The organism is Novosphingobium sp. ERW19 (assembly GCF_012641315.1).
Classification (GTDB): Bacteria; Pseudomonadota; Alphaproteobacteria; order Sphingomonadales; family Sphingomonadaceae; genus Novosphingobium.
The window spans coordinates 1-12,068 of the sequence record NZ_JABAIC010000018.1 but is presented as its reverse complement, the minus strand read 5'-3'; the positions used below and the strand labels follow the sequence as shown (position 1 = coordinate 12,068).

Below are 12,068 nucleotides of genomic sequence, written 5' to 3'. Positions count from 1 at the left end.
TTGATGGCGGACTTCAGCCCGACCCGGCCTGCCGCTCCGGGGCCGCAGCTGCAAAAGCCGCCACAGACCTTGCATTCTTCGTTACCTTTCTAATGGCGGGAAAGGCCTCCAATGAGACTTCGAAGCGTTCGGCGGAGTAAACTTGCGGGACGAGGCAGCAATCCACCAAGCCTACTGTGTCACCGAACGCGAACTGGCCGCCATGCTCCTCGATTAAAGCCTCGAGCGCCACGAAGCCGTCTCTGATCCAGTGCGCGATCCAGTCGTTGACCGCCGCCTCATCGGCACCGAAATCGTTGCGCAAAGCATTGAGGGCCCGAAGGTTGTTCAGAGGATGGATGTCGCAGCAGACGACCTGCGCCATGCCTCGCACGATGGCCCGACTTTCCGCATCCGAAGGTAAGAGCGGAACCTCCGGGTATCTCTCCTCGAGCCATTCGATAATAGCCAGTGACTGGGTGAGGCAGGCATCGTTCACCTCTAGCGCAGGAATCAGGCCCTGCGGGTTTATCGCCAGAAAGGAAGGGTCGCGCTGCGCGCCAGTGCGCAGGTCATGGCTAAGCGCCTCGTACGCTACGCCTTTGAGGTTCAGGGCGATGCGTACACGATAGGCCGCACCCGAGCGCCAGTAGTCGTGCAATCGCATCATGTTCGGGACTCTTCCACCACTCCGCTACACAAGCCGAAGCCGATCGAGCGGAAGCCGTCACGCACCGCGCGGGCAGACAGGATCAGCTCATCGCCATCTTCGAGGAAGCTGCGTTCTTCGCCATCCGGTAAGGTCACAGGCGCCTTGCCCCCTTGGGACAGCTCCATAAGGCTACCCAGGCCCGACGGATCCGGAGTCGAAATCGTGCCCGTACCCAGCAGATCGCCGGGCATCAGGTTGCAGCCATTGGCGGTGTGGTGTGTCACCATCTGCGCAACAGTCCAGTACATCGATGTGGCAGGACCGGTCCCCAGCCGGTGCGGTGGTATCCCCGCCTCACGCATTTTCCGTGTCGCGATCCAGGTCTCGAGCGTCAGCGCAAATGCGCCCTCGGCCTGATCAGCAGGATCGAACAGATAGGGCAGAGGCGCTGGATCACCTTCTGGCCGGGCAGGTTGCGCTATGCGAAACGGTGCCAGGGCCTCTGCGGTGACTACCCAGGGCGAAACGCTGGTGAGGAAGTTCTTGGCCAGGAACGGGCCGAGCGGTTGATACTCCCAAGCTTGCAGGTCGCGCGCTGACCAGTCGTTGAGCAAGCAAAGGCCACCAACGCGGGAACCGGCCTGGCTGATCGGGACTGGCTCGCCCAGCGCATTTTCTCCCGCGATCCAGATTCCAAGTTCCAGCTCGTAGTCCAAACGGAAGCTCGGGCCGTAACCGGGCAGGTCAGAGTCGGGCGGCTTACGTTGCCCTTTCGGACGAATGACCGGGGTCCCCGAGAGGCGAATTGAAGATGCCCTGCCATGATAGCCGATCGGTACGTACTTGTAGTTTGGTAGCAAAGGATTGTCGGGCCGGAACTGCCTGCCGACATTGGTGGCATGATGAATGCCAACGTAGAAGTCGGTATAGTCGCCGACCGTGAAGGGCAGATGCATTGTACAGTGCTGCGACGGATAAATGTGCGGCAGCAAAGCCATTCGGCTCGTTAGATTCGTCAGGCTCGCAAATACCGCATGGCGAAGTCCTTTTCTCTCCGCGTAGGATAGCGCGAACAGCGCATTTAGCGTGCCCGTTTCCAGTGCTGGGCAAACGCTGCCAGGAAGAAGCCCGTCTCGTGAAAGCCCGGACAGATCGAGAAGCGAGTCCCCAATAGCAGTCCCGACACGTCGCTGCCCATCACCGAGACAGAAGATGCCAAGGGGGAGGTTCTGCACCGGGAAGTCGGGGTGCTTGTCCGCTCCATCTATCCAGCTGCTCGCCTCGCGATCATGCGTATGATCGATATGGCTCATTCAGCGGGCTCCGTGTGCAGCCAAGCCGCATGGCGCGGTGCCCGCTTCGTCCGACTCCATTCTTCCAGCATGACCGGAGCGAGCTCACGCAGCTCTGCATATTGCTCTGGTGTGCCTATATTACAGGCCAATTCGAGCCGGTGGCCGTTGGGGTCAAAGAAGTAGATCGACTTGAAGATCCCGTGGTAGGTCGGCCCCAGCACCTCGATCCCCTGGGCTTCGACATGAGCCTTGGCTGCCAGCAGCGCGACCTCGTCCGCAACCTCGAAGGCGAGGTGCTGAACCCAGGCAGGCGTATTGCGGTCGCGGTCCAATTCCGGCTGGTTGGGCAACTCGAAGAACGCCAGTACGTTGCCACCTCCCGCGTCGAGGAAGATATGCATGTACGGATCGTCTTCACCGGTCGAGGGCACTTTGTCCTCCGCAAAAGCGGTGGTGTATTCCATGCCTAGGACGCGGCTGTACCACTCGACGGTTTCCTGCGCATCCTTGCAACGATAGGCGACATGGTGGATGCGCTTCAGGCTGGGTGCCGAGGTCGTCATCATTCGGCTCCTTCCACCTGAAGCGCACCGCGGCGCAGCTGATCGCGCTCCATGCTCTCGAACAGGGCAGTGAAGTTACCCTCACCAAAGCCCTCATCCTTTTTGCGCTGGATGAACTCGAAGAACACCGGTCCGATCATCGTTTCAGAAAAGATCTGCAGCAGCAGCCGTAGATCGCCCTTTTCGGTCGAACCATCGAGCAGGATGCCGCGCTTCTGCAGTTCTTCCACCGGCTCGCCGTGGCCGGGCAGACGTTCGTCCAACATTTCGTAATAGGTGGCGGGCGGGGCGGTCATGAACGGCGTGCCGCACCCCTTGAGTGCATCCCACGACGCGATCAGATCATTGCTGGCGAAGGCGATATGCTGGATGCCTTCGCCATTGTACTGGCGCAGATACTCCTCGATCTGACCGCCACCCGCCTGCCCCTCTTCGTTCAGCGGAATGCGGATCTTGCCATCGGGCGCGGTCATCGCCCGGCTGGTCAGGCCGGTATATTCGCCCTTGATGTCGAAATAGCGGATTTCGCGGAAGCCGAAGACGCGCTCGTAGAAATCCCCCCAGTGGGCCATACGCCCGCCGTAAACGTTGTGGGTAAGGTGATCGATGGTGTGGAAGCCAGCGCCGACCGGATGACGGTCTGCGCCGGGTTCATAAACGAAGTCGATATCGTAGATCGTGAGATTGCTGCCGCTTTCATGGCTTTCGTAGCGGTCCACAAGATAGATGATCGAGCCGCCGATCCCGCGGATCGCCGGCAGCTTCAACTCCATCGGCCCTGCGTGGACGGCAACCGGCTCCGCGCCGCGTTCAATTGCCGCGGCATAGGCCTTGGCAGCATCGCGCACGCGCCAACCCATCCCGCAGCAGGACGGGCCGTGTTCGGCCGCGAAGTAGGCAGCTGGACTCTTTGGCTCATAGTTGGCGATGAGATTAATCCCTCCCTGACGCCACAACTCGACATCCTTCGAACGGTGCCGGGCGATGCGGGTGAAGCCCATCGACTCGAACACGGGTTCGAGCATGCCCTTCTGCGGGGCCGAGAACTCGATAAACTCGAACCCGTCGAGTCCAAGCGGATTTTCGAAGAGGTCTTGGCGGTGTGTCGGTTCAGTCACGGATTGAGCCTTTTTTGGTGATGCTGCGGTTGCCGGGAAGGCGTGACCATCGACTACCAAGAACAGCATGCGTGTTGTGCGCGTAGTTCAGTCGTGACAGATCTGATTGCGCACGTTAATCGCGAAAATATGCATCATCATGAAAGTTTGACGCATGGACAGGATTGATCGGAAAATTCTGAAGCATCTCCAGAGCGATTCATCTCTGTCACACGCAGAACTGGGGGAGCGTGTACACCTCTCGCCCTCGCAGGTGTCTCGACGAATTCTGCGCATGCAAAATGAGGGCATAGTTGCCGGTCAGGTCGCTCTGCTTGATGAGCAGAAGCTGGGCTTGCAAGTGGAAGCCTATGTCGCCGTATCGCTCAGTTCCTACGCGCCCGATATCGTCAGGACGTTCCATGAACGCATAACCAAGCTTGACGAGGTCCTCTCTTGCGCTTCGACAACGGGAGATTTGGATTACCTGCTCCGGATTGTGGTCCCGGATTTGCGGGCATACTCCAAGCTGATGAACACCGAACTGCTCGGCCATGGCGATGTTGCGAGCGTCAGGACAAGTGTAGTCCTCGACCGGATTAAACACACGACAGCCCTGCCGATATCAGAGAAGGAAAGAAACTGACGAGCGATTGATTCAAGCGATTTGCAAGACTGCAGAGCGATCACTGCAGTGTCGATGCCATAGGTGCTGATTTGCGTGTTAGCCGGATGTGAGCCTATTCGGTTAGGACTCTGCGCAGGAACATAGTTTCGACTGCTCGGCGCAGAGCTTCGTTTGGTTTGACCTGCCCCCGCAAAATCCGGCATTCATTGTGCGTTGCGTCAGCTTGCCACTGGTGACATTTGAAACTCGAATCAGAGGCCCATTTTCTGTTTTTGTTCTCCGAGTGCAAATGGCGGAAATCTGCGATAGCTGAGACGCTCGAGTCCCCAAAAAGGCATCGAACCAATACGTTATGTGGCGATTTCGGGCTTTTTGCGGGCCTTTGGCAAAACCCGAACTAGCTAAAGCACTGATAAAAAAGACATAAAAGTGCCGAGATCGAGTCCTCTACTGGGACCTTCTGAAGGGCTGACGGCTACCACTCTTTGACGTCATCGGCGGCCTCCGCACTAGCGCCCTGCGCTCCCTTGGTGACAGCGTCCAGACGTCTCCTGGACCCGCCGATCTTTTGGCGACCGGCAGCCTGAGCTCTTTGAGCCTCATCATGGATATTACCAGCGTCGACCTGCGGCACTGTGCCGGAGCCCGCTCCGCCAATCTGCGCGCGCCCGCGTACTGATCCGGAGCCAGAGATAGCCGAACGGGATACAGGCTGCCCGGCGGCCAGGACGAGGCGATCTTCGATCCCCTCGCGAAGCTGCTCGGCGTAGCTTTCGATGAATTTGGCCTGCAACGCCTGGCCTTCCGCGCTGAGCTGGAAAGTGACATCGTCAAACCGCGCATTGCTATAGAAATCGCGGTTGCTTTCGATCTCGGTGAGACCCCATTCTCGGTAGGTTTGGGACAAATTGAGGCTGCCTGCAGCGCTGTTCCCTTCGAAGAAGGACGCCTGGCTCTCGAGACGATTGGCGAGCTCCTCAGCTCGGCGTGCCTCCCGGCTGTAGCTCTGCGCTTCGGTCAGCGATGCGCTCATGCCACTCGCGGTGCTCGAAATTGACGAGCTGCTCGAGGTGCTGACCGAGCGAACGAAGCCGTCGCGAGTACTCGACCAATTCCTGCTGTCGGACATCTGAGACAAACTACCGAAGATCCGTGAGCGGTCCTCCGACGCGATGCCAATGTCGCTGTCCGTCCACGCTTGGTTTCGCCCACCCTTGGCGCCGATGTTTGCGGATGCGACTCCGTTTGTCACGCCAGCGCTCGCGCCAGCTTCCCCGTTCAAAAACCACGCTACAGTGATGTCGTCCGCTGCCCTGCGCGACAGTCCGAATTGCCGCTGCAGACTGGTCGATGCCTGGTCGACCTCGCTGAACGCGGTCTGGATGCTGTCGGAATTCGAGGTACCGGTCGCGCTATCGAAGGATGCGCCCCGGCTGAACTGGTCCCTGAGCTCGCGGAACTTCGTGACCGCGCTGGTCGTCGATTCCGTTGCGACATTGGCATAGGTCTCGCTGTTGGCGCGGGCCTGCGATGCCATCGTCGACAGGCGTGCCGTGAACTCCTGGCCCAGCGTCGGCGTGAAAGGATAGCTGGATGTCGGGATCTGATCGTAGCTGCCGTCCGGAAAGCTCGTGGTCATTGCTCCGGTGTCGCTGAAGGTCCGTGTCTGCGGCGCGCCGTACGTGAAGCTCGGCGCGATCGTCCCTTGTGCGAACTGGCGGGTGAGGACGCTCGAGTTTTCGAAGCTCGTGTTGCCGAGCGAGACGTTGCCGGTACTCGCCTCGCGGGCCGCTTCCTCGGCCGCGTTCTGGCTCGGGTTGAGGTAGCTCGTGGCATGGTGGGAAATCGCCATGGCGCCCTTGGCCACACCCCCTGCCAGGAACGGCACCGATGCGATGAGATAGCCTGCCAGCAGACCGATATCACTGTTGACGTCGGCCATTCCGGTAAAGCTCGCCAGGCTGAGGCCGTTGCTGCCCGTGACCGCGCTCATGTCGGCCGCACCCTTGTACATCAGCATCATGTGGAGGATCACGAACAGCGGCCCCCAGGCCGCGAGATAGAAGAAGCCTGTCACATAGCCCTTGAGTGCGACAGGTCCCGTCTTGGGGAGCAGGAAGAGCGGGAAGAGCACCGGAAATAGCGCATAGAACAGCACGGTCAGCACGACGTTCAGGAGTGGGACCCACTTCATCGCGTTGCTCGCAATCGAGCCATAGGTCCGCTCGGTCTGAATGTCGGCGCGGGTCTGTGCGTAGACGTCAACGTTGCCGGCACCGCTGCTGCCGGACATCGAATGCATGGCTTGGCTCATCGCATTGATGGTCAGCGTCTGTTTGAAGATTTCGGTCGCGTTGGCCGAGACGCCGGTGAGGTACTGATAGGCCACCGGCAGGTCGGCAAAGAGCTTCGCCTTGGCGAGCGCGGCCGTCTGGTTGGGGTAAAGTTGACGGCCGAACACTGATCCCATCGCATCGACCAGTCCGGACCACTGCGCATTGAGCGTGTCGTAGGCCTCGCGGCAGGTCACGATGTTCGAGCTCACCTGGCCCGAAGCGGTATCCCGGGTCAGGAACCGTTGCGCGCGCGCCTGGCTCCCCGGCGCGATCGTCGCCCAGATGTCGCCTGTTTCCGCCAGCTCCTTCATCGAGTAGCGGCCGAGCAGGACGTCGTAGAACACGCATTGCCGGAAATGCTCGTCGAGATTGGCAGCAAACTCCGGATCAGAAATCCGCAAGGAGCGGGTCGCATCGTAGAGCCGCGCGCCGTAGATCATCCCGTTTTTCGAATAGTTGAGATCCCCAGGCAGGCCGAACACCACTTCTGCCGAGCCCGTGAGATAGTCGCCGACCTGGCTGGTAAAGCTCGCCATCAAGGCCAGGCCCAGCGGCACGTTGCTGACATTGGCCGGGGCAAGGCTCGGGTTGAGCCGGTCGGTCACATGGACATCGAGCCGCGGCACCATGAGGCAGGAGTAAATGAGCGTTGCGCCGAGGAACCAGTTGATCCAGGCGCGCCAGTCCTGATTGAACGCAAGGGTGAGGGCGGACAGGCCAAGCCCCATTACCATCACCACCTGGAGCAGGCTCTTGTAACCGCCGTTGCCGGTCCAGGCGGCGACCGCCTGGAAGACGTTGACCAGATAGTCCCCGCCGCCGACCGTGAAAATCTCGACCATGTCTGTTGTCCCGCCTGGATGTGGTTGGTCCGGTCAGTGGGTGAGGGCGCGGTTCTGGACGCCGCGCGACCAGTCCAGCGATGCGGCCATTCCGGGCGACATCGAGGCGGCCAGCATGTTCTCGATGAACGCCGTCTTCTCGATGATCTGCAGCACCGCATTGACCTTGAGATGCGTGTTGGCCTGCCGGTCAGCGAGCGCCTGACGCACGACATTGACCTGATTCTGCCACATCGCGATCTTGGCTTCGTCGGCCCCGATAAAGCTCGACATCGAGCGGCCCGCCTCGCTCACGATCCGGTCGAGCACGGCAAACAGCAGGTCGACACTGGCGATCTCGGCCAGGGTCTCCCGGTCGTCGGTCGGCATGCCGCGGCCATAGGCCGCCTGGACGGTCAGGATCTTGTAGAGCGGGATGGACGCGACTTGCAGCAGTTCCTTTTGCTCTTCGCTGATCGCGGTGTCGTCGCGGATGGCCTGAACCATGCCGCCGATAAGCGCCGCCACCCGCGGTCGCAGCGCTTTCGATGCCGGCAGGCTCAGCGACTTGAAGCCGGGGTTAAGGCACTTCTCCGGCTCGTCGCAGTCGAAAATGAGGACGTTGCCATTCGCGGTGCCATCCAGCAGCGAAGACACGAGGGTGGACGATGCCTCACCGACGATCGGCACGAACTTGCCCGGCTCATCGTCCTTGGCCGGCACGTAGATGATCGTGCCGAGCAGCGTCATCGCGTATTCGGCGAGCTCTTCGTCGAACCGGCCGCCTGGCGAGAAGAACGCCGACTTCTTGAGGATCGTCCAGGTGTAGTTGCGCGGCACGCCGGGATTGACGTCATCGTATTTGCCCGAGCCTTGCGCGGTCGTGCTCGATCGCTGCCCCCTGGTGCCGCACCCATGCTTGGCTGCAGCATAGTCGGTGAAAATCCCTTCGGAGTTGCCGATCGCTTCGCAGATTGCCTTGTCGGCAAGGTCGCCCTTCGGCCAGATCCCGCCCACCAGTCCCTGCGCCATTTCGCAGGAGTTGATGTTGAGGTTGTTCATGAGCTGAGCCTTCTGGCTGAACTCCTGCATGATCTTCGAGCATTCCGGGCAGACCGTGTCGATCGCCAGGCTGAAGGCGAAGCCGACTGCATTGTTCGCGACTGCCTTCAGCATCGCGACGATCTCGCTCGCGTTGATGAAGCTGAAGGACCCGGCGAAGATGTCGATGCCGCCGCAACCGGCGCGGGCGCGCGGCAGCTGCAGATTGGCGATGTTGGTGGTCTTCTGCGGGAAGCGTGTCCAGACATTGCCGAGGCTGTAATAGCCAGCTGACTGCCCCTGGAACGCGGTCGGTCCGTTGACGTTGGCAGCCCCCCCGACGTCGTTCAGAAACGAGTCCATCGAACTGCCGACGTCGGCCGATGCGCCAGACAGCGGGAGGGCGAAGGGGAGGGCGGCTGCAAGAAGCGCAGCGACGGCTCTTTTCATCCTAGTAGTCACGTCCAGCTTCCTTCGATGTGAGTAGGTAAATCCGGTCCTGCAGCTCGTCGGCGCTCATGACGCCGTAGCCGATCGGGATGGGGCGGCCGGTCTGCGCGTCCCAGAGCACGACCGCTGGCGTGATCTTGGGCTCGAGCCCCATGCGGCTGCGCTGGTTGGTCTCGACCGTGTAGTTCGGGAAATGCCGCGATGGGCCGCCATCGGTGGAAATAGCGCGCACGGCGATATGCCAGGTCGAGGCAACACTCTGCACGATTGGCGACATGACTTCGCAAGCGCCGCAGCTCTGGGCGAAGAAGTAGAAGAGGCCGTAGCGCTCGGAGAGCTGTGCCATTGCCGCGTTCCGTTCCGCGCTGCGCGAATCCTGCCACTGGCGTTTGCCGAGCGTCGAGACCGGGCGCTGTAGCGTGTAGTCGAGCTCGGGATCCTGCCAGATGGCCCGTTGCCAGACGTCGCTGAAGAGCGACGCCCGGTCTAGCTGGGCCCGCTGGAAGCGGATGTAGGCCGTCACATTTGCTGGCGTCGGCTCGAGGATCGCCTTGGCCTTCAGTTCGCGCAAAGTCGCCGTGATCGCATCAAGTTGGCTGGTCGCGCTGGCCGTAGGCGCAGGCAGGGGTGTATTCTGCTCCGGCGTCTTGGGACGTTCGCAGTAAAACCAGTATCCGAGCCGCCGTTCCTCGCAATAGAAGCTATCTTGGCGCTCGGCCGATTGTGCGCTGGGCGGCGCATCGGTCCGGCTTGCGACCGACTGGGCGGTCGCCGGAGACAACTGGCAAACGGAATTGGTAATCGCGCAGGCGGCAAGCAGCCGCCACGCGGCCTTACTGGCGGGCGCGGGCATAGTAGTCCTCGATCTTCTGTTGGATGTCCTGAGTGGCCTGCAGCTCGTCAGGCAGGCGGGCGGCGTCGGTGAACTCGGCATAGACCTCGCTGAAATCCATTTTCGAGAGGTCGAGCCGGGCAAACTCGTCGATGGTGAAGCCCTGGCATTGCTCGGTCTTCGGCTTGCCCCAGGGCTTGTTCAGCTGCTGGCGGCCTTGCTCCTGCAGGATCCGCGAGAGCTTGGATTCAAAGCAGCAATAGACCTTGCGCTTGGTCAGGCACACGCCAAGGAACGAGGACGAGCAATAAGTGCCGACGTAGGCGCACAGACCCTGTGCATCCTTCTGATGCAGCAGCATCTCTTCGCGGCTGCAGCCCAGCGCCACGAGTAGCTGGATGCCCGGAATAAGCGGGAAGCCCTTGCCCTTGCAGCAGTTGAGCACGCCGAAGACCTTGGACGAGCAGCTTTCTCGGGTTCCCTTGAACAGGGTGAGGTTGTCCGGATCGAATTCGCGGCGCGCCTGGTTCATCGCGTTCAAGGCGACGGCCGCGTCCTTGAACTCGTCGTTGGCCTCGCGCTGGATGGTCTCGCACGAGCCATCGATGCAGTAGACATCACCGTCGCAGATGAACTGGTTGGTGTTCGCAGGCTGGTGTGGAACCGGGCAATCGTAGACCCGCTCCCAGGTGCGGCAGGGCTCCCCCGCGAGGCAGTCTTCGCGCATCAGCTTGCAGCCCGGAGTGGCTTCAAGTGTCTGGCAGTCCTGTGCCTCGGTGAACTGCGCACAGCTGTAACTGCGGCTCCACGCCCAGCACGGCTGCGTCACGGCGATGCCATCGATGATGCGGGTCACCGGATCGCTGTCCGTGCACGTCTCGGTGTCCTGCTGGCACGAGGTATCAGCCGCAAGACCAGCACACTGGCTTTCATCGCGCGTGGTCGTGACGACGTTCTCGCCTGTCACCGTGTAGGGCGTCGCGCCATCGACCGGCGCCGTGCAACTCACGAGATCGACCCTCAGATCGCCCGAGTTACAGCCCCAGTAGATCCCGAAATAAGGATCGCACAGGTTGATCGGATAGGACTGCGTGACAGTGCATTGCGGCGCGGGGTAGCGGTTGCAATTGTAGACCGAAGCCGGGTCCACACCGCTGCCGCCTACGCAATAGTAGCCGTAGACCTGCCGCTGCTCGACACGCGCGGTTAATGTCACGGGGCAGGTCCGTGTTTCCTGTGTCGCGGTAAAGCCAACATTGCAGGTCGCCATGTAGCGCGCCGCGGCTCCGCTGGCGGGCGGCAAGGGCACGCACCGCCCCTGTGCGCCGCCGATGGCCATTCCGCTCGTATAGGCGAGCGGGTCATCGCTGATCACATTGCTGCGCGCGATCGTTGCATCGAGATCCTGCGGCGCAAATCGGGCGCGCCGGTCCATCGAATCCCGCATGGCCTTGTAGCCGGTGTTGGTCGTCGCCTGGCTCGCCGCTTCGCGGCTCATCCGGTCAGGATCGTCGAAGTAACCTGACTGGCTCGGCGTGCCGCCGAAATTGGGAATGCGGCTTGCATCCGGGTTCGTCGTTGCCGCGCTTTGCGCCGAGGCTGCCTTGTCCCGCCCGAAAGCCTTGCCGTCGGCCTTGGCAGCATCGGTTGTGGTCTGGGCGTGGAGCGGGCTAGCGAGGGCGAGCAGAAGTGCGCCCACGCCAGCGAGAGAGAGGACTGGTCGTTTCATGGAACCTGCCTTTCAAGACGGGCGAGGTGGTGGGCGGCGAGCAAAGCGCCGGGGCCGCCGCCGCGCGCGAAGGTCTCGAGCGCGTAAGCTGCGCTGACATTGCCGCTCATCCGGTCGTGCGGCGGAACTTGCGTCCGGCAGCCGAACCCGTCGCATAGATCGAAGTCGCTGCTGGTGACGACGTAGGTGGGAACCGCCTCGATCCCGAAGGCGCGGAACAGCCGCGGGTCGATGCCGACGCCGTCCAGCTGCTCGCCGGGCTTGGCAACTTTGGCCAATGCCGCCGTGAGAGCCTTGGCGCTGTTGCCGGGCAGCCCGCGCAAGGCAACAACACCGCCAGCCTTGGTCACGTCGTCGATCATCGCACGCAGCGCTGCAGGCGGCATCGATAGTGAAGCAAAGGCAATGAACCTTGGCGCCTCGCCCATGCCTTCGCTGGTCATGGCGCCGGCATCGGCCACCATCCGGTCAAAATCGAATGTGCTGGCCTCACCAGGCTTCGTGTTTGCGGCGGCCTCACGCGTGTAGCGGCGAGCGTGCGCCTCGGCCTCGTCGGAGCTGGTCCTCGCTTCCCGCGCCAGGGCTTCGGCTCTGGCGCGGGCATTCGCGGACAGCGCGTCGGCATCGGGGGCACCGGCACTGGCC

Annotated in this window: 10 protein-coding genes; 1 reads left to right on the top strand and 9 read right to left on the bottom strand. The window is 61.7% G+C overall.

The genetic code is table 11. The annotated features are described in order from the left end of the window. Positions 1 to 13: 13 nt before the first annotated feature. The 4 genes from maiA to hppD are packed head-to-tail and all read right to left on the bottom strand — an operon-like array spanning position 14 to position 3,607. The gene (gene maiA, locus HGI46_RS20820) at positions 14 to 649 is read right to left on the bottom strand and encodes a maleylacetoacetate isomerase (RefSeq protein ID WP_346766790.1); all 636 of its coding nucleotides are present in this window, start codon (positions 647 to 649) and stop codon (positions 14 to 16) included. Continuing rightward, entirely contained in the window at positions 646 to 1,944 is a 1,299-nt protein-coding gene (gene fahA, locus HGI46_RS20815) for a fumarylacetoacetase (RefSeq protein WP_168905709.1), read from the bottom strand. The genes maiA and fahA overlap by 4 nt, the downstream gene beginning before the upstream one ends. Beyond that, positions 1,941 to 2,489, bottom strand: a complete 549-nt coding sequence (locus HGI46_RS20810) for a VOC family protein (RefSeq protein WP_168905708.1) — start codon at positions 2,487 to 2,489, stop codon at positions 1,941 to 1,943. The genes fahA and HGI46_RS20810 overlap by 4 nt, the downstream gene beginning before the upstream one ends. Further along, the gene (hppD, locus tag HGI46_RS20805; RefSeq protein ID WP_346766789.1) at positions 2,489 to 3,607 is read right to left on the bottom strand and encodes a 4-hydroxyphenylpyruvate dioxygenase; all 1,119 of its coding nucleotides are present in this window, start codon (positions 3,605 to 3,607) and stop codon (positions 2,489 to 2,491) included. The genes HGI46_RS20810 and hppD overlap by 1 nt, the downstream gene beginning before the upstream one ends. A gap of 154 nt (positions 3,608 to 3,761) precedes the next feature. On the opposite strand from hppD, the gene HGI46_RS20800 reads away from it, so the two are divergent. After that, positions 3,762 to 4,232, top strand: coding sequence for an Lrp/AsnC family transcriptional regulator (locus HGI46_RS20800; protein ID WP_118074371.1), 471 nt, complete (start codon positions 3,762 to 3,764; stop codon positions 4,230 to 4,232). A 457-nt stretch (positions 4,233 to 4,689) separates the two neighbouring features. Here the strand turns inward: HGI46_RS20800 and HGI46_RS20795 are convergent, their stop codons facing one another. The 5 genes from HGI46_RS20795 to trbC all read right to left on the bottom strand — a co-directional run. After that, positions 4,690 to 7,392, bottom strand: coding sequence for a conjugal transfer protein TraG N-terminal domain-containing protein (locus HGI46_RS20795; protein ID WP_168905706.1), 2,703 nt, complete (start codon positions 7,390 to 7,392; stop codon positions 4,690 to 4,692). Between the two features lie 33 nt (positions 7,393 to 7,425). After that, on the bottom strand, positions 7,426 to 8,862 hold the full coding sequence (locus tag HGI46_RS20790) for a conjugal transfer protein TraH (protein ID WP_125955295.1): 1,437 nt from the start codon (positions 8,860 to 8,862) through the stop codon (positions 7,426 to 7,428). 1 nt (position 8,863) lies between these two features. Further along, positions 8,864 to 9,715, bottom strand: a complete 852-nt coding sequence (locus HGI46_RS20785; protein ID WP_168905705.1) for a conjugal transfer protein TraF — start codon at positions 9,713 to 9,715, stop codon at positions 8,864 to 8,866. Further along, positions 9,696 to 11,423: a conjugal transfer protein TraN gene (locus HGI46_RS20780; protein WP_168905704.1), complete on the bottom strand. Its 1,728-nt coding sequence runs from the start codon at positions 11,421 to 11,423 to the stop codon at positions 9,696 to 9,698. The genes HGI46_RS20785 and HGI46_RS20780 overlap by 20 nt, the downstream gene beginning before the upstream one ends. Further along, on the bottom strand, positions 11,420 to 12,068 hold a 649-nt coding region (trbC, locus tag HGI46_RS20775), incomplete at its 5' end, for a type-F conjugative transfer system pilin assembly protein TrbC (RefSeq protein WP_168905703.1). The genes HGI46_RS20780 and trbC, both read right to left, overlap by 4 nt.